Annotated in this window: 17 protein-coding genes and 1 riboswitch; of the genes, 8 read left to right on the top strand and 9 right to left on the bottom strand. The window is 47.5% G+C overall.

Translation table 11 applies throughout. The features are described 5' to 3' along the window. Nucleotides 1–19 precede the first annotated feature (19 nt). The 3 genes from B4C70_RS00270 (at nt 20) to B4C70_RS00260 (ending at nt 2,748) form a co-directional block, all read left to right on the top strand. Nucleotides 20–955 carry a manganese-dependent inorganic pyrophosphatase gene (locus B4C70_RS00270; RefSeq protein ID WP_290776216.1) on the top strand — a complete coding sequence of 312 codons (936 nt, stop codon included), beginning with the start codon at nt 20–22 and terminating at the stop codon, nt 953–955. A gap of 85 nt (nt 956–1,040) precedes the next feature. Continuing rightward, the gene (gene fadH, locus B4C70_RS00265) at nt 1,041–1,805 is read left to right on the top strand and encodes a 2,4-dienoyl-CoA reductase (protein ID WP_290776214.1); all 765 of its coding nucleotides are present in this window, start codon (nt 1,041–1,043) and stop codon (nt 1,803–1,805) included. 229 nt (nt 1,806–2,034) lie between these two features. Continuing rightward, a complete protein-coding gene (locus B4C70_RS00260; protein WP_047390876.1) occupies nt 2,035–2,748 on the top strand; it encodes a ZIP family metal transporter in 714 nt (237 codons plus the stop codon). A 77-nt stretch (nt 2,749–2,825) separates the two neighbouring features. Here the strand turns inward: B4C70_RS00260 and B4C70_RS00255 are convergent, their stop codons facing one another. The 7 genes from B4C70_RS00255 to B4C70_RS00225 all read right to left on the bottom strand — a co-directional run bounded on the left by B4C70_RS00255 (nt 2,826) and on the right by B4C70_RS00225 (nt 8,192). Further along, nucleotides 2,826–3,452: an HD domain-containing protein gene (locus B4C70_RS00255; protein WP_290776212.1), complete on the bottom strand. Its 627-nt coding sequence runs from the start codon at nt 3,450–3,452 to the stop codon at nt 2,826–2,828. Continuing rightward, complete coding sequence (locus B4C70_RS00250; protein WP_214808240.1) at nt 3,434–3,970, bottom strand: GNAT family N-acetyltransferase; 537 nt, start codon at nt 3,968–3,970, stop codon at nt 3,434–3,436. The genes B4C70_RS00255 and B4C70_RS00250 overlap by 19 nt, the downstream gene beginning before the upstream one ends. 65 nt (nt 3,971–4,035) lie before the next feature. Beyond that, complete coding sequence (locus tag B4C70_RS00245; RefSeq protein WP_041255311.1) at nt 4,036–4,758, bottom strand: amino acid ABC transporter ATP-binding protein; 723 nt, start codon at nt 4,756–4,758, stop codon at nt 4,036–4,038. Between the two features lie 13 nt (nt 4,759–4,771). Further along, the gene (locus B4C70_RS00240; RefSeq protein ID WP_290776325.1) at nt 4,772–5,431 is read right to left on the bottom strand and encodes an amino acid ABC transporter permease; all 660 of its coding nucleotides are present in this window, start codon (nt 5,429–5,431) and stop codon (nt 4,772–4,774) included. A gap of 57 nt (nt 5,432–5,488) precedes the next feature. Further along, on the bottom strand, nt 5,489–6,262 hold the full coding sequence (locus tag B4C70_RS00235) for a transporter substrate-binding domain-containing protein (RefSeq protein ID WP_023467617.1): 774 nt from the start codon (nt 6,260–6,262) through the stop codon (nt 5,489–5,491). Nucleotides 6,263–6,551: 289 nt separating this feature from the next. Then, nucleotides 6,552–6,977, bottom strand: coding sequence for a BrxA/BrxB family bacilliredoxin (locus tag B4C70_RS00230; RefSeq protein WP_023467616.1), 426 nt, complete (start codon nt 6,975–6,977; stop codon nt 6,552–6,554). Between the two features lie 30 nt (nt 6,978–7,007). Continuing rightward, nucleotides 7,008–8,192, bottom strand: a complete 1,185-nt coding sequence (locus B4C70_RS00225) for a class I SAM-dependent methyltransferase (RefSeq protein WP_290776209.1) — start codon at nt 8,190–8,192, stop codon at nt 7,008–7,010. A 110-nt stretch (nt 8,193–8,302) separates the two neighbouring features. Between B4C70_RS00225 and B4C70_RS00220 the strand changes: the two genes are divergently transcribed. Next, nucleotides 8,303–9,076: a sporulation protein gene (locus B4C70_RS00220; RefSeq protein WP_023467614.1), complete on the top strand. Its 774-nt coding sequence runs from the start codon at nt 8,303–8,305 to the stop codon at nt 9,074–9,076. Nucleotides 9,077–9,284: 208 nt separating this feature from the next. Then, on the top strand, nt 9,285–11,201 hold the full coding sequence (locus B4C70_RS00215) for a glycoside hydrolase family 3 protein (RefSeq protein ID WP_290776207.1): 1,917 nt from the start codon (nt 9,285–9,287) through the stop codon (nt 11,199–11,201). A gap of 30 nt (nt 11,202–11,231) precedes the next feature. Here B4C70_RS00215 and B4C70_RS00210 read toward each other — a convergent pair whose 3' ends face one another. Together B4C70_RS00210 and tenA are read right to left on the bottom strand one after the other, a co-directional pair. After that, nucleotides 11,232–11,540, bottom strand: coding sequence for a hypothetical protein (locus B4C70_RS00210; RefSeq protein ID WP_290776205.1), 309 nt, complete (start codon nt 11,538–11,540; stop codon nt 11,232–11,234). Nucleotides 11,541–11,591: 51 nt separating this feature from the next. Further along, nucleotides 11,592–12,287, bottom strand: a complete 696-nt coding sequence (gene tenA, locus B4C70_RS00205; RefSeq protein WP_290776203.1) for a thiaminase II — start codon at nt 12,285–12,287, stop codon at nt 11,592–11,594. A gap of 73 nt (nt 12,288–12,360) precedes the next feature. Beyond that, nucleotides 12,361–12,467, bottom strand: a riboswitch (TPP riboswitch). 194 nt (nt 12,468–12,661) lie between these two features. Between tenA and B4C70_RS00200 the strand changes: the two genes are divergently transcribed. From B4C70_RS00200 to B4C70_RS00190, 3 genes are all read left to right on the top strand, one after another. Next, nucleotides 12,662–13,543: a DUF1002 domain-containing protein gene (locus B4C70_RS00200; RefSeq protein WP_023467610.1), complete on the top strand. Its 882-nt coding sequence runs from the start codon at nt 12,662–12,664 to the stop codon at nt 13,541–13,543. A gap of 276 nt (nt 13,544–13,819) precedes the next feature. Continuing rightward, complete coding sequence (gene abc-f / locus B4C70_RS00195) at nt 13,820–15,619, top strand: ribosomal protection-like ABC-F family protein (RefSeq protein WP_290776201.1); 1,800 nt, start codon at nt 13,820–13,822, stop codon at nt 15,617–15,619. 196 nt (nt 15,620–15,815) lie between these two features. Then, nucleotides 15,816–17,279, top strand: coding sequence for an alanine/glycine:cation symporter family protein (locus B4C70_RS00190; RefSeq protein WP_290776199.1), 1,464 nt, complete (start codon nt 15,816–15,818; stop codon nt 17,277–17,279). Nucleotides 17,280–17,360: the final 81 nt, after the last annotated feature.

The following is a 17,360-nucleotide window of genomic DNA, read 5'->3' as shown; positions in this document are numbered from 1 at the left end:
ATTGAGGAGTGAACACGTCATGGAAAAAGTTTTAGTATTTGGTCACAAGAATCCTGATACCGATACGATCACATCGGCAATCGCTTATGCAGAATTAAAGAAAGCACTCGGTGTCAATGCCGAAGCCATCCGCCTCGGTGAAATGAATGATGAAACGTTATTCGCACTCGATACGTTCAAAGTTTCAGCACCACGTCTCGTGACAGAAGTCGCGACGGAAGCGTCACACGTCATTTTAGTCGACCACAACGAACGTCAACAAAGTGCGAACGATATCGACGCTGTTACCGTAACAGAAGTCATCGACCATCACCGGATCGCAAACTTCGAGACATCAGACCCTGTTTACTACCGAGCAGAACCGGTCGGCTGTACAGCAACAATCCTGAACAAGCTCTACAAAGAGCATGGTGTTGCCATCAAACCAGAAATCGCTGGGTTGATGTTATCAGCGATCATTTCTGACTCGCTTCTGTTCAAATCGCCGACTTGCACGGAGCAAGATATCATCGCAGCGCGTGAACTCGCAGAAATCGCTGGTGTCGATGCGAACGTCTACGGTCTTGAGATGCTCAAAGCTGGAGCTGATCTCTCGAAAAAATCCGTTCCTGAATTGATCTCACTTGATGCAAAAGAATTCACGATGGGAACACTCAAAGTCGAAATCGCTCAAGTCAACACGGTCGATACAGCAGAAGTCTTGCTTCGCCAAGCAGAACTCGAAACAGCGATCAATGAAGTCATCCTTGCAAAAGGTCTTGATCTATTCGTCTTCATCGTCACGGATATCTTGACGAACAACTCAGTCGGACTCGTCCTCGGGAAAGAAGCAAATCTTGTCGAGCGTGCTTACGGTCTTGAAGCGACGAACAACCTTGTTTACCTCGAAGGTGTCGTATCACGTAAGAAACAAGTCGTTCCTGTCTTAACAGATACAGCTCTTGCAACACAATAAGTCAGAAAAAGAAGGAGTTCGCTCCTTCTTTTTTGAATAAAGAATATGAATGGCTGTTCATTCATTACATAAAGGAGGAAGCAATATGACACAAACGATCATGGTGACGGGTGGAACGAACGGAATGGGGAAAGCGATGGCGCTCGCCTTAAAGGAAGCCGGCTGGAACGTCGTCGTTACAGGACGCGACGCGGAACGCTTGCGACTGATGGATGAAGCATTGGGTCAGATTCAAGGTGAACATCTGACGATTCAGATGGATGTCCGTGATGCTGACGCTTGTCTGGCTGCTGTCAATCAAGCACGCGAACGGTTTGGTCGTCTCGAAGCATTGATCAACAATGCTGCCGGGAACTTCATCTGTCCGACCGACGAGTTATCATCAAATGGATGGAAGACGGTCATCGATATCGTCCTCAACGGGACATTCAACTGCTGTCACGCTCTGGTCAAAGGATGGCAGGAAGATCAAGTCGTTGGCGGACAAATCGTCAACATCGTTGCGTCTTATGCGTGGCAGGCCGGCGCTGGTGTCGCTCCGAGTGCTGCTGCGAAAGCCGGTGTTCTGAACTTGACGCGGACGCTTGCCGTCGAATGGGGCTATAAATATCAAGCCCGTGTCAACGCGATCAGTCCAGGCCCGATCGAACGGACAGGTGGTGCTGACAAACTCGCTTTATCACCGGAACACGCGGAACGAATTCGTCGCAACGTCCCGCTCGGTCGATTCGGTACACCGGAAGAGATCGCAACGCTCGCAAGCTGGATGGTATCAGATCAAGCCCGCTACTTGAACGGAGAATGTATTGCTCTTGACGGTGGTCATTGGTTAAATAAACAACCATTCTAATGATTGAGATTTAATGACTTAAGAAGTCGGTCTCCACAAAGATAAGAAGGACGCGTTTCACGTCACTCCTACAGGATCTTGTGTCTCGCCTGAGAAAAGGGCTTGAAAAGACGCGTCATTCCTTTTTTGGAGTCAGCCTCTTGCATGCGTCTCGAACTATTTTTCTTTCTTTTCGCTATGTTTATGAATCACCTAGAACAGGTAGAAAGGACAAGAAGGAGGCGATCGTATGTGGGAAGCGTTCGGTTGGGGAGCGCTAGCAGGTGGTGCCGTCGTCATCGGTGCCCTGTTTGGATTGTACTTACCCTTAAAACAACGCCTGATCGGCTATATCATGTCGTTTGGGACCGGCATCTTGATTGGAGCAGCGACGTTTGAGTTACTCGATGAAGCATTAAAGAAGTCAACGACACTCGTTGTCGCGATTTCCTTTATCGTCGGAGCACTCGTCTTTACAGGATTCGACCTATTCGTTTCGTCACGCGGCGCGAGTAAACGGAAACGCTCGTCTGGTGGGAACGAAGGCACAGGAACAGCGATTTTCTTCGGGACGATCCTTGATGCGATCCCTGAATCAATCATGATCGGTGCCAGTCTGTTATCCGGAAATGTCAGCGCGGCACTCGTCGCGGCGATTTTCGTCAGTAACATTCCGGAAGGTTTATCGAGTACGACCGGTTTGCGAAAAGATGGCTTCTCGAAGAATAAAGTATTGCTGATGTGGGGAGTCGTCTGGTTGATCTCCGCTCTCGCTTCTCTTGCCGGCTACACGATTCTTGCAGAACTCCCGGACATGCAATTCGCCATGATTGGTGGCTTCGCAAGCGGTGGGATCATCGCGATGCTCGCTTCGACGATGATGCCGGAAGCTCACGAGGAAGGCGGCGCGATCGTAGGTCTGTTCGCAGCACTTGGGTTGATTACAGCAATTATCCTCAGTTAATAACAAAAACAATGCGCATTTTCCGTAAGTTTAGTCGGAAACGCGCATTGTTTTTTAGTCATTTCGAAAATCGGTCTTCAGCTGTCTGTCGTACCGTCCCACTCTTGCTTGAACCGAGCAACAAACTCTTCCATATAGCGATGCCGCTCCTCTGCTAAATGAAGTGCTGTTTTCGTATTCATTAAATCTTTTAGCCGGAATAACTTTTCTTCAAAATGATTCAGGGCACTCGTCTCTCCCTTTCGATCACCCGGTTCTCGTGGTGCTAGTCCAGGTACATGCATCGGCTCCCCGAACCGACCAGCGAACTGAAATGTGCGCGCAATCCCGATTGCACCGATCGCATCGAGACGATCAGCATCCTGGACGATTTTCCCTTCAATTGTCCGCATTGGTGGGCGTGTACCGTCTTTATAGGACAAGCTCGTGATGATGGCTAGAATCTGTTCCTGTTCTTCTTCCGTCACCTTTCCTTGCAAGAAGGTCGCGACCTTCTCTGCCGTTCCCCCGAGTTTGCTATCTGCTACATCATGAAGTAAGGCTGCCAGTTCGATGATCTTGACGTTTCCGCCTTCTTGTTTGGCAATATGTAAAGCTAAACGACGAACCCGTTCGATATGGGCATAATCATGACCTGAAAAGTCCGTCGCATGAAACGACCGGACAAAGATTTCTGTTTCTTGAATCATTGTCGATTCCTCCATTCTGGTTCGAGTAATCCATAAAGTAACATGTCATGCCGCTCTCCGTCTCGTCGTAAAAAGGCACGGTATCTTCCTTCCTGTACGAATCCAAGGCGTTCGTACAGCTTAACCGCACGTGTATTATACTCAAAGACCGTCAATTGAATCCGGTACAGGTTCAGCTCTAAGAAGGCGTATTCGAGGATTGTCTGTAGCGCATCCGTCGCATACCCTTGCCCTTCACAATCCGGATCAATCCCGATCATCAGCCATGCCGTTCCGTGTGTAAATAGAATATCTTCCAGTGCAACGACGCCAATCATCCGTTCATCTTCAAAATTGCGAATGGCAAAACGGAATGTTTCCGGTGCATCTGTCGCCATCATCTGTTCGACCTTGTCCATCGATAAATGGCGGTATGGCGTCGCACTAAAATGACGGGCAAACGTTACATCGTCAAGCAGACGTTGCATCACTTCGGTATCTTCCCGTTGAAAACGCGTCAGCCGGATGTGGTGACCTTCCAGTAGTTTTTTCAATTTTATCCCCCTCTCTACTAAAAACCGAAAAACGCTAACCCTTTTTCAGAGTTAGCGTACTGTGATCATAAAACTTTTTCGAGGAATTTTTTCGCCCGGTCCGTCTTCGGATTGTCGAAGAGTTCGACCGGTGAACCTTCTTCCATCAAAATTCCTTCGTCGAGGAACAGGACACGATCCGCAACTTCTTTCGCGAAGCCCATCTCGTGTGTGACGATGACCATCGTCATCCCACTCTCAGCCAGCTGCTTCATGACGTCAAGCACTTCGTTGACCATCTCCGGGTCAAGAGCGGACGTCGGTTCATCAAACAGCATGACGTTCGGTTCCATCGCAAGCGCACGGGCGATCGCGACCCGTTGTTTTTGCCCACCTGACAACTGGTTCGGATAATTATCACGTTTTTCCGCTAGACCGACACGCTCAAGTAACGTCTCCGCCCGTTTAACTGCCTCATCCTTTGAGATACCAAGGACGTTGATCGGTGCGTACGTCAAGTTATCGAGAACGGACTTATGCGGGAACAAGTTGAACTGTTGGAAAACCATTCCGATGTTCTGACGTGCTTTTGAGATATTTGCTTTTGGTTTCGTCAATTCGAAACCATCGACAATGATTGTTCCACTCGTTGGTTGTTCAAGTAAGTTGATACACCGCAGAAATGTTGATTTACCGGATCCCGACGGTCCGATGACAGCGACGACTTCACCGCGTGTAACCGTCGTCGAGATACCTTTTAATACTTCTAATTTTCCGAACTGCTTATGCAAATCGGTGACTTGGATCATAGGTTCCATCTGATTACCCACTCTTTCTCATAGCTTTTTCGACTTGTTGGCCTATCAAGCTCAATCCCATGACGAGAACAAAATATACGAATCCGGCAAACAATAACGGTTCGAAATAAATCGCCTTTTCTCCTCCGACGATTTGCGCACGACGCATGACATCAAGCACACCGACCGTCGAGACGAGTGCTGATTCCTTCGTCAACGTGATCAATTCGTTCATGATCGCAGGAAGGATATTTTTAAAGGCTTGCGGTAAAATGATCGAACGGAGTTGTTTGAAATACGAAATACCGAGCGCATCCGCCGCTTCCCACTGTCCACGATCAACAGCCTGAATCCCTGCCCGGATGATTTCCGAGATATACGCTCCGGAGTTTAGGGAGAAGGCAATGATTGCCGATTGATATCCTGTCGTCACATACCCTGTCAGTTGCGGTAATCCGAAGTGGACGATCGCCAGTTGCAAGATCAGCGGTGTCCCCCGGAAGATCGCTGTGTAAGCATGACCAATGAAACGGAGGAAACGGCTCTTCGTGATTTTCAGTGCCGCGACGACGATTCCGATCAGCATCCCGGCAATGGCCGCCGCGATGACGACTTGGAACAGGACCGGAATCCCCTCAAGAATATATGGAATTGAATCTTGAATCTTTGTAAAGTCTATCATAATCAATCTCCTAACGTCGCACAAAAGGGATGAGGTTACCCCCACCCCCATGCACTTGACTTATTTTGCTTCTTTTTGGAACCATTCTTCTGCCAATTTATCGATTTCACCACTGTCGATCATCTTCTTCAACTCTTTGTTGAAATCGTCACGCATCTTATCCCCTTTTTTGAAGGCGATCGCTGATCCAGCTGGACCATCTTCTTTAATCTGGTACGTTTTTAGGGATGCATCTTGATCCATGTATTTGACGGCAACTGCATCCTCGATGATGAGGGCATCAATCCGACCTGTATTCAATTCTTGAATGATTTCTGGGATTTTGTTTAAAGGAACCGCTTCGCTATCTTTGAAGCGATCTTTTGCGAGTCCCTCTTGGATCGAACCAAGCTGGACACCGATTTTTTTGCCTTTGAGTTCGTCTTCCGAACTAATCGCTTTATCCTTCGTCATGACTAAGTTTTTTGATTCGAAGTAGATGTCCGTGAAGTCAGCATTTTTCTTACGCTCTTCTGTCGGTGTCATGCCCGCCATGACGAAATCGACACGACCTGAGCTGAGGGCACCAAGTAAGCTACCAAATTCCATGTCTTCGATTTTTAAGTCATACCCGAGATTTTTTGTGACTTCCTTGGCGATCGCAACGTCGAACCCGACGATGTCCTCTCCTTTTTTCGTATCGATGTATTCAAATGGGAAGTAATCCGCTGACGTTCCCATCGTCAATACTTTATCGCTTTTACTTGATCCACCTGTTGATTCTTCCGACGCGCCACATGCTGCCATCGTGACTGCCAGAATGCCTGCCATTGCCGTTGCTAATAATTTTTTCATTCGAGTTTTCCCCTTCCAACGCTCAATTGTCAGAACTTTAACAATAGTATGACTTATGTGTATATCCAATTCAATACCGAAAAGCCTGACCTGTTCTATTGCTTTTAGGATATACGAATATTTATTCACTGTAAAGCATAAATATATAAATTTTTTTGACTTTCTATTCATAATTCATGCATAAATGACTTTTTATATAGTTTTGCAAACGCTTTCAAATTTCAAATTTATTATTTTAATCTCATGAATGCGCAAAAAAAAAGACCCCTTTATCAGGAGTCTTCTTTGTTTATGCGTAGATTTCAATCAATGATTCAAGTTTCTCGACGACTTCTTCTGCCGTGAACGATTCGATGTCGAACCGCTCGACCATCGAGAGGATGTTTCCGTCTTGCATTAATGCAAATGATGGAGATGAAGGTGGATAACCTTCGAAGTATTCACGTGCACGGTCTGTCGCTTCGCGATCTTGTCCAGCGAATACCGTAACGAAATGATCGGGCTTGATGCCCTCTTTCCGATTGACATACGCTGCAGCAGGACGGGCGATCCCGCCAGCACATCCACAAACAGAATTGACAAGGACAAGTGTTAACCCTTCGCGTTTCATTGCTTCATCTACGCTCTCTGGCGTCGTTAATTCTTCAAATCCAGCAGCTTGCGCTTCTTTGCGGGCTGTTTGGACAACATCTTCAAAATACATTTGGAAATCCATCGTATTGCCTCCTTTGATTCGTTCTCCATCTTATTGTACGAGTTTCGGTGAAATCTGTCCAAGTCTGCCGCTTAATTCACTTTCTAAAAATGGACGGGCATGCAACAAATCACGGAAAGCGATATAACGATCAATCTTTTCTTCTGTTGGTCGTTTATTTTGTTTATAGGCGCGAATCAAGATGTTCTTCGGTGTGTGCTCGAGGTCGATGAATTCGAGAAGTTGCGCTTCATAACCGACGAGCGTCAGTAACTCGGCACGAATCGAATCTGTCGCAAGTGATGCGAATTTTTCTTTAATCAGTCCGTGCTGGAGCATGACATCGAGTGGCGAACAGTCCAGTTGACGGTTCAATTCCTTTTGACAGCACGGTACGCTCAGGATGACCGATGCATTCCAGTCAACAGCTCGCGCGAGTGCGACGTCAGTTGCGACATCACAAGCGTGAAGTGTCACCATCAGGTCGACTTCCGTCTCCCCTGTGTAATCATGAACGTCTCCGACACGGAATGTTAGATCGGTATAATCCAGATCACGCGCAATTTGTGTACATTCTTCGATGACTTCTTTCTTTAGATCAAGACCTGTCACTTCGAGGTCGAATCCTTTGACGACTTTTAGATAATGATAGAGAGCGAACGTCAAATACGACTTCCCGCAGCCAAAGTCCAAGATCCGGAGTTTTTTTCCTTTTGGTAAGGCAGCGATGCTATCCTCGACGAATTCAAGGAAACGATTGATTTGTTTAAACTTATCGTACTTCTGTTTTTTGACCTGACCCGCTTCCGTCATGACGCCTAAGCGAATCAGAAACGGAACCGGCACACCGTCTTCTAATAGATAGGTTTTTTTGCGGTCATGCGACAAGAGAGCTTTCATCGGCTCCTTTTTGGATGTCTTGATCGCGACTTTCATCTTTTTCGAGAGCTGGAATTGCCATTCTTCTTCTTCAAAACGGAATAAGAATTGACGGAATTCCGTGAACCAGTCATCGAGTCGTCCGACGAAATCGTCAATTAAAATATTTTCATGCTTCATAACGCGTTCAAATTGAAACTCTACCTGCATCATCACCGTATCTCTTAATAGAATCGGTTTTACCTTGATTCGTCGGAGATCATTTGATTTTTGACGCGGATTACTTATCGTTGCATGGATCAGTATTCCTTGCGTGATTTGCGAGGCAAGACTCGCTTTTAATTCATGTAGTTCCACTAGTCGTCCCGTCCTTTTCTGATGTTCTTTCGAAACTGTAGCAAATTCGTACCTGTTCGACAAGTTTACACGCTTTATCATTCGTACGTAATCAAAAGGAGGAATTCATCATGTTCAAAAAAATTCTCTCACAAATCGGAATCGGTGCCGCAACGGTCGATACACGCTTGACGGATGACCGCTGTGAACCAGGCGGTCAAATTCACGGTGTCGTCCATATCAAGGGCGGAAACGTCGATCAAGAAATTGATCGAATTTATCTTGAATTCAACACGCAGTACAAACAAGAAGTCAATGATAGCACGACGTTTACGACCTTCACGCTCGACCGATTTGCCTTAAATGAAGCGAAGTTCACGATTGAAGCGGGTGTCGAGCGGGAAATTCCCTTTACATTACGCGTACCGCTGAATACACCACTCTCCGTCAGTCAATCGAAATCGTGGATCGAGACGGGACTCGACATCGCTCAAGCCGTTGATCCATCGGACCGTGACGCCGTCATCGTCGAAGCAAACCGCTACCAAGCGACGGTCTTAGACGCGATGGAATCACTTGGCTTCCGATTGAAAAAAGCCGATACGGAAAAATTACCTGGACGATTCCGGAAAGATTTACCGATTGCTCAGGAGCTTGAGTATTCAGCTCGCAATACACACTACGCCCATAAACTGGATGAGATCGAAATCATCATGCTTCAAGACAGCTCAGGGATTGATTTAATCGTCCAAGTCGACCGTCGTGCGCACAGTCTTGGTTCATTATTCAGTGAAATGGCTGGTGCGGATGAGTCGATGATCAAACTGCGTCTGTCCAATAGTGAACTGCAGGATCAATCGTTCGTCGAACGTCAGCTGACAAGCATCGTGGAACGCTATAGCTGATCAATCGATCGACTTTACTTGAAAGTGATTCCTCTTCAGGGGGAGTCACTTTTTTTCATTCAAGTCAGTTTGTCTAAAAACATCTTTGAAATTTATTTCAATTTGAAATCGTTTACAAATAAAATATTGTTTTAAAACAAACACCTTGCTATACTGTCCGTATTGAAAAGAATTCCAGTCACGGTTTGACTAAAGGAGGACGTACATCATGAAAAAAATCGGACAGTTCACGTTAACAGCCGGACTCGCAGCAGTACTCGTCTCAAGTAGTTTACCTGTCATGGCAGAGGCAGGATCTTCAGCCGATCGGATCAGTCACAAAATCGACACGATGACACTCGAACAAAAAATCGGGCAGATGATCATGCCGGACTTCCGGCAGTGGAATGGCAGCAATCATACGTCGCTTGCCCCAGAAGTCGCGAACATCATCGATCGCTATGATTTAGGCGGCGTCATCTTGTTTGCTGAGAACGTCAGCGAAACCGAACAGACGACGAAACTCGTTCATGATCTGCAAGAAGTCGTCAAACAAGATGCTAGCAACGATATTCCACTCTTCGTCACGATCGACCAAGAAGGTGGAATCGTTACTCGGCTCGGAACAGGGACGAACTTACCTGGCAACATGGCGTTAGGTGCGACCCGCAGTAGCACATATGCCAATGATGCCGGTCATATCATCGGTTCCGAACTGCGTGCGCTCGGCATCAATGTCAACTTTGGTCCGGTTCTCGACGTCAACAGCAATCCTGGAAATCCTGTCATTGGTGTCCGCTCGTTCTCGAGTGATCCGGAGCTCGTCGGCACACTCGGTTCCGCTCTAATGAAGGGAATTCAGTCTGAAGGTGTCGCAGCGACTGCCAAACACTTCCCGGGTCACGGCGATACGGCGACCGATTCCCACTATGGATTACCGGTCGTTGACCGATCCCTGCAGGAGCTAGAACAAGTCGAGCTCGTACCGTTCAAGCGAGCTATTGCTGAAGACATCGATATGATCATGACAGGACACATCGGGATGCCGCAAATCGAACCTGAAGTCGTCACGTCGACAAATGGTGCCTTCCCTTTACCTGCGACGTTATCGGATGATGTCATCACGGGCGTACTGCGCGAAAAACTTGGCTACGATGGCATCGTCATCACAGACGCGTTGAACATGCAGGCGATCGCCGACAACTTCACGGAATCAGAAGCCGTCTTAAAGACGTTTGACGCTGGAGTCGACATCGCGCTCATGCCGACGATCCTTCGTTCCGAGCAAGATGTCACAAAGCTCGATCAGATTTTCAAGGATGTGATCGCAGCAGTCAAAGACGGTCGCCTTTCAGAGAAACGAATTGATCAATCGGTTGAACGAATCTTGACGCTAAAAGCAGAGCGTGGGATTTGGAACGGTACGACTGACACGACATCCCTAGCTGAAAAAATCGCGCACTCGAACCAAATCGTCGGCAGTCCCGAGCATAAAGCAAAAGAACGCGCGATGACGGAAGCCGCGGTCACACTCGTGAAAAATGATCAGCGGACGTTACCATTCAAACCGAAAAAGAATGCAAATGTTCTTGTGATCGCTCCTGCGACGGATCAAACGGACAGCATGAAAAAAACGATCGCGTCCCTACCGAAGAATCGGAACTGGCACGTGACGACAGCGAATTACTCAACTACTACGCTACCGCTCGACCAAAACCCGACATTACGGGCGCAACTCGATGCAGCAGATTACATCATCGTCGGTTCCAACGTCAACACGAGTGCTAAACTACTACCTACTGCACCAGAACAAGCGGTTCCGGCTTCGATCTTCCGCTATGCGAAACAAACGGATTCACCATCCGTCCTGCTCAGTCTCCGTAACCCATACGATGTCGCCGTTCAACCGGACGCACCGGCACACGTCCTCGTCTATGGCTTCAAAGGCGACCCGAACGGACCAGACTCCGAAGCAGGCAATCTGAAATCAGCGGGACCGAACCTGCCTGCAGGTATCCGAGCGATCTTCGGAACGTTCAAACCGCAAGGCACTTTACCGGTAGATGTGCCGGTCTTTCAGAACGGTGTCTTTACCGATCAACTGCATCTCGAATTCGGTGACGGCTTTAAAAACTGGAAAAAATGATGACGTGATACACCAAAAGACCGAAGCTCCTTAAAGGATGCCTCGGTCTTTTAACGATTGATACGGATATTCGGCTTCTTCTTTCGAACGCTTGTAGACACGATGAAGTGAATAAGTCAACGAAACATAGAGGATGACGACTAGGATAGTCGCGATGGAACTCCCCGTTGTAAAACCGAACTGAAGCAACCCCTGAAAATTCTGAATCGTAGCATATGTTCCGTACACCGCCATCAAGATGGGAATGATGTACCCAACAAATCTCACTTTTACTTTTCCGAGCACCTGTTGCACGACATATGCCGCGAGAATCACAAGTGCGATCACGATGATTTCCATTCCAATCCCAACTCTCACTAAATGGTATTCCTAATTCTACCATTTAGTGATTCAAGAAGATACCTCTCGTGCCGGAATCGTTTCGTAAACTGACGCAAACGTCTCTTCCGTCCACCCCATGTGCCAGAAGAGTAACTCATAGTAACAACTTGTCACGAAATGACGTTTCATTCGCTCGCGTTCCGCTGGGCTCGCTTGCTCCGCCAGCGCATCAAGCCGTGCAATCTGTTCAAAGACGACCTTTTCGAACCATTCCGAGCTATACGTGTCGATCCATTGCTGATAGATTTTTTCTTCCGGTGTACACGTCAGTAATTGTTGCCCGACTTCATAATACAACCAGTAACATGGCAAGATGGCAGCAATCGTCTCACCAAGCGTTCCTTCACTCGCATGATGCATGTGCGAGACGTACGCATATGCTGTCGGTGCCGGTTCAAATGCTTCAAGGTCTGCTGCCGTAATACCGAGCGGCTTAAAAAATGATTGATGTAAGCTCAGTTCTGCCTCGTAAGTCGAAGTAGCATGTTCGGCAAGTGTCGCGATCGTCGCGAAGTCGTCCGCTTTTGACGCTGCCTTCGCTTGAATCTTCGCAAAGTGTTTTAAGTAATAGGCATCCTGCATGACGTAATGCCGAAATTTCGAGAGTGGTAACGTCCCCTCTCCGATTCCTTGAACGAATGGGTGCGTAAAACTACTGTTCCAATACGCTTGTGCCGCTTGTTTGATTTCTTGTGTGAATGTCATGATCTCATCCTCCTCGTTTGGTATGAAACGAAAAAACACCACCCCGAAACACACGGGCATGGCGCAAGAAGAACAAGACTTGACGCCACTTCCCTCCGTAAGTACGAACTTAATCAGGTTCAAAGGGTCCGAACGTCTTCGTTCGTCTCAGTCAGCCTACCGACTCCCCTAGTGGTCATTATTCGATTCCCATCCACTATAGCATGCTGAAAATGGAAGTCAAGTTGTCCTCTTTTCGCTATACTATGGAGTGTCAGAAGACGGATGCCGTCTCCATCTACAGACCGATTCCGAACTTCTTTCGTTCTCGTACACTAACTTTAGTACCTGATACTATAATTTATTCTGTTACTTACAAATTGGAGGATTTCATTATGCATACACCAACAAAAATCATGGCGTCAGCCGTTATCGCTTCTGCTTTATTACTCCCAACAGCCGCATCCGCCGAACAAGTCGTCGATAAGACGATCGTCACACTCGGGGAGTCACTCGGCGCAAAGGATAAAGCATGGGTGCTTTCCCGTCTCAATGCACCGGAAGGCATCACGCCGATCATCGCAACCTCTGCTGACGAAGAAAAATATCTCGGGAAAAACATTCCACAGTCGCAAAAAGGTGGCAACATGTATTCTTCGGCTAAGATTGAACTGACGGAAAAAGGAGATGGACTTTCCGTCTCGACGGAGAACATCACATGGGTGACGAAGGATATGTATCTCAACGCTCTCGTCACAGCGGGTGTCAAAGATGCCGACATCACGATCACTTCTCCCTACAAGGTGACCGGGACATCGGCACTGACAGGAATCATGAAAGCGTACGATCAAACTTCCGCTGAGACGGGAATTAAGTTAAGTGACGAACGCAAGGATTTAGCACAGCAAGAATTATCGGTCACATCAGACGTCGGAAAAACGGTCGGCACGGATAAAGTCGCTGACTTAATGAATGAGATCAAGGCTGAGATCGCCAATCAAAAACCGGAAACCAAAGTCGAGATCGAAAACCTGATCGTCCAAGTCATTCAAAACAACAATATCCAGTTGTCTGACGCACAAATGGACCGGTTGACGAATCTATTCAATCAAATGGAGCAAGCGAACATCAACTGGGGACAAATCGAGAGTGGATTGAAAAATGCGGGACAAGACATCCACGCGTTCGCAACTTCAGAAGAAACGAAAGGATTTTTCGCTAAATTATTTGATGGACTCAGTGACTTCTTCAGTTCAATCGCGGGTGTGTTCAAATAATTCAGACTTCCTTAACTGACAAAAAAATAGTAAACTAGATGTATCTGAAACGAAAGGTGGTGTGAAAAGATGGACTTTGCCGCGTGCAAACACTGGTTGATGGAACAATTGTATCTGTTGCGCGCGATTTTTCATGAAATGGCGTTCTAAGGCACCCGTCTGTCCTTTTTTAAGAACTTCATGAATGAAAAATACTGCAAAGCGCATCTTTCACACGTTAGGGAGAGTGCTATTTGCGCTCTCCTTTTTTGATGCGCGCGAAAGGATCAATTGAATATGATGATTTGCGACATTCAACACCTGACAAAACAATTCGGAGGCGAGACGATCTTAGCGGATGTTTCCCTCTTCTTAAACGAACACGACCGTGTCGGTCTGATTGGACGAAACGGGAGTGGTAAGACGACATTACTCCGCTTGCTTGCTCGCCTTGAGCAACCGGACGGTGGTGTCATCTATCAAAAGAGCGGTTTGACGATCGGCTATTTGGAACAACTTCCTGTATATAGTGAGACGCTGACCGGACTCGACGTCCTTTGGACAGCGTTTGCAGAGACTCTCGTGATCCGTTCTCGGATGCAACAGTTGGAGCAAATGATGGCGACAGCACCAGAGAATCTTGATGCGTTACTCGCGCGATATGCGGAAGCGACGAATGCGTTCGAACAAAAGGATGGCTATCTACTCGACTCGAAGATCGAGCGCATGGTGAACGGGTTACACCTTCGTCCGTTACTCACTCGTCCTTTCCACCAGTTGAGCGGTGGTGAACAGACGAAGATTTGTCTCGGTCGCATGTTACTCATGGAGCCAAATCTGCTCATTCTTGACGAACCGACGAACCATCTCGATTTAGCTGCCGTGGAATGGCTGGAGCAGTTCTTACGGGACTACACAGGAACCATCCTGCTCGTCTCTCACGACCGGGTCTTCTTAGACGCCGTCGTCACCTCGATCGTTGAACTCGAGGACGGTGAACTGACAACCTATATAGGGAATTACAGCGCGTTCGTCGTCGAACGAGAACGTCGCTTGATGGAACAGTTCCACGCCTACCAAGAGCAACAGAAAAAAATAAAGAAAATGAAGGAAGCGATTCGTCGACTCCGGCAATGGGCAAACGAAGCGTCTCCACCGAGTGAGAAATTATTCCGTAAAGCAAAATCGATGGAACGGGCACTCGAGCGGATCGAACGGATTAAACGACCACAACTCGAAGCCAAAACCGCTGATGTCTCCTTCTCTTCCACTGATCACTCGAGCCAAGTCGTCTTTCGCGCTGAAGAACTCTCGTTTGCTTATGGAACCCGTCACATTTTTGATGACGTCTCGTTCGAGATCATGGCACAGGATCGGATCGCGATCGTCGGAACGAATGGGAGCGGGAAATCGACGTTGCTCTCACTGCTGCTTGACGAATTATCACCAGAGGCAGGCACACTCACGCGTGGACCATCGAATCGGATCGGTTACCTGTCCCAGCATGCCCATTTCGAGGAGGACGCGCGGTTAATCGACTGGTTTAGAGACCGGATTGCCGTTCCAGAAGCGGAAGCCCGCCATATCCTAGCCCGGTTCCTGTTCTTTGGACCAACTGTCTTTCGGTCCATTTTGTCACTGAGCGGAGGCGAACGTGTGCGATTGCAACTCGCCGTCCTCGTTCATTCGTCGGTCAATGTATTAATTCTCGACGAGCCGACGAATCATCTCGATATTGAATCAAGAGAGACGTTGGAAGAAGCACTCGAGAATTTTTCTGGAACATTGATTGCCGTCTCACACGACCGCTATTTCTTGAATCGGCTATTTCCGCAGATCCTGTGGCTCGAAAATGGTCTGACGCGTTATCATGGTACGTATACGTATGCTCAACAGAAGCGTGCTGAGTTCGCTACGTCTTCCTCACTCCACGTAACTCCTCAAAAACCAAAACGCTTGTCACAACATGAGTTAGAAGTGCAGATCGAGCGGCTTGAACAGAAATTAGCAAAACGTGAAAAACCGACCGATACCGTTTCTAAAAGCATCCAACAGCAACTCGATGACCTATACGAACAATTGCTACAGCATGGATGATTTAGCTTTACTTGCCTGTCACTCTCGATACCGAGAGTGGCAGTTTTTTCGTTCACCTACAATGTTTTTAACTCCTAACATTTAGCTAACTTTATTAAGTTTTAAAATTTTATTTTATTTTGTTGTTGCTTATTGTCTGAAAATTCGTATAATTTAGCGTATAGCTTTTATTATTCTTTGGGAGGAATACACCATCATGAACGCCATTCAGCAAGTCATTCAAGGAAGTGTCGATTACGCCAACAATATTTTATGGTCGTATGTATTGATCGCCGTATTGATTGGCGGCGGGATCTACTTCACGATCCGAACTGGCTTCATCCAATTCACGTACTTAAAAGAGATGTTCCGCGTCACGCTCGATAAAAGTGAACAAACAACAGACGATAAAGGAGAAAGCATCACTTCCCTCCAGTCATTCTTCATCGGTGCTGCGACTCGAATCGGTACGGGTAACCTTGCCGGTGTCACAATTGCTGTCACACTCGGCGGACCGGGTGCCGTCTTCTGGATGTGGATGGTCGCTCTTCTTGGTGGTGCGACGGCTCTCATCGAAAGTACACTGGCTCAAGTTTATAAAGTGCGCGATACGAAATCGAACGCGTACCGTGGTGGTCCTGCCTACTATATCGAAAAGGGCTTGAAGAACCGGGCTCTCGGAATCGTCTTTGCAATCTTGATTGCCGTTACATTCGGGCTTATTTTCAACTCCGTTCAATCGAACACGATTGCCGCTGCCTTTGACAATGCGTTCGGTATCAACACAGCTGTCGTCGGTGCTGCACTCGTCGTCTTGACGGGTCTCGTCATCTTTGGTGGTGTCCACCGTGTCGCGAAGTTCTCTGCAATCATCGTTCCTATCATGGCAGGTCTTTACTTGCTTGCTGCTCTTTATGTCGTCGTCACGAACCTGACGGAACTTCCTGGTGTGTTCGCAATGATCTTTAAAAGTGCTTTCGGAATCGAGCAAGCATTCGGTGGATCGGTCGGTGCTGCGATTTCACTCGGTGTCAAACGTGGATTGTTCTCAAACGAAGCCGGAATGGGGTCTGCTCCGAACGCTGCGGCAGCGGCTGAAGTCTCTCACCCAGCAAAACAAGGTTTCTTACAAACACTTGGTGTATTCCTTGATACGTTGATCGTCTGTACAGCGACAGCAACGATTATTCTCCTCAGTGATAGTTATGCTGCTGGAAATGGCGAAGGAATCGGCATGTTGCAAAACGCGCTCTCCGAAGAATTTGGTGCAATTGCCCCACCATTCATCGCACTCAGCGTCTTCTTGTTTGCTTTTAGTTCGATCGTTGGTAGTTACTACTACGGTGAGACGAACATCGAGTTCATCAAACAAAGTCCAGCAGCCGTCTTCGGTTTCCGGATTGCGACAATGGGCTTCGTCTTCATCGGATCTGTTCTCAGCCTCGGTATGGTATGGAGTTTTGCCGATCTCTTCATGGCAGGCATGACATTAATCAATATGACAGCGATCCTCCTCTTGAGCGGCATCGCTCTCAAAGTCATCAAAGATTATCAGGAACAACGGAAACAGGGACTCGATCCTGTCTTCTCAGCAAAAGCACTCGGGATCGAAAATACGGAGTGTTGGGACGTTGAAGAAGAAGCTCGTCCTGCGGCTGGCGAAGTGCCGCCATCACAATAAATCACTTCTGAGTTCGAACTTCAGCACCGAGTAAGCCATGCGCCTACTCGGTGTTTTTATTTGACGAATTGTAATATTAAG

Origin of the sequence: Exiguobacterium sp. UBA5002, assembly GCF_002396765.1 — a bacterium.
Lineage (GTDB): Bacteria > Bacillota > Bacilli > Exiguobacteriales > Exiguobacteriaceae > Exiguobacterium_A.
Note: the sequence above shows the minus strand (reverse complement) of the source record. Positions and strands in the feature narration are given on the sequence as shown.

What these genes read in the sequence shown, in the direction of transcription:
- B4C70_RS00200 (WP_023467610.1), top strand. Translation starts at nt 12,662, where the DNA reads ATGCATACACCAACAAAAATCATGGCGTCAGCCGTTATCGCTTCTGCT.
- B4C70_RS00255 (WP_290776212.1), bottom strand. Translation starts at nt 3,452, where the DNA reads ATGGAGGAATCGACAATGATTCAAGAAACAGAAATCTTTGTCCGGTCG.
- B4C70_RS00215 (WP_290776207.1), top strand. Translation starts at nt 9,285, where the DNA reads ATGAAAAAAATCGGACAGTTCACGTTAACAGCCGGACTCGCAGCAGTA.
- B4C70_RS00270 (WP_290776216.1), top strand. Translation starts at nt 20, where the DNA reads ATGGAAAAAGTTTTAGTATTTGGTCACAAGAATCCTGATACCGATACG.
- fadH (WP_290776214.1), top strand. Translation starts at nt 1,041, where the DNA reads ATGACACAAACGATCATGGTGACGGGTGGAACGAACGGAATGGGGAAA.
- B4C70_RS00235 (WP_023467617.1), bottom strand. Translation starts at nt 6,262, where the DNA reads ATGAAAAAATTATTAGCAACGGCAATGGCAGGCATTCTGGCAGTCACG.
- abc-f (WP_290776201.1), top strand. Translation starts at nt 13,820, where the DNA reads ATGATGATTTGCGACATTCAACACCTGACAAAACAATTCGGAGGCGAG.
- B4C70_RS00210 (WP_290776205.1), bottom strand. Translation starts at nt 11,540, where the DNA reads ATGGAAATCATCGTGATCGCACTTGTGATTCTCGCGGCATATGTCGTG.
- B4C70_RS00230 (WP_023467616.1), bottom strand. Translation starts at nt 6,977, where the DNA reads ATGGATTTCCAAATGTATTTTGAAGATGTTGTCCAAACAGCCCGCAAA.
- tenA (WP_290776203.1), bottom strand. Translation starts at nt 12,287, where the DNA reads ATGACATTCACACAAGAAATCAAACAAGCGGCACAAGCGTATTGGAAC.
- B4C70_RS00190 (WP_290776199.1), top strand. Translation starts at nt 15,816, where the DNA reads ATGAACGCCATTCAGCAAGTCATTCAAGGAAGTGTCGATTACGCCAAC.
- B4C70_RS00245 (WP_041255311.1), bottom strand. Translation starts at nt 4,758, where the DNA reads ATGATCCAAGTCACCGATTTGCATAAGCAGTTCGGAAAATTAGAAGTA.
- B4C70_RS00260 (WP_047390876.1), top strand. Translation starts at nt 2,035, where the DNA reads ATGTGGGAAGCGTTCGGTTGGGGAGCGCTAGCAGGTGGTGCCGTCGTC.
- B4C70_RS00220 (WP_023467614.1), top strand. Translation starts at nt 8,303, where the DNA reads ATGTTCAAAAAAATTCTCTCACAAATCGGAATCGGTGCCGCAACGGTC.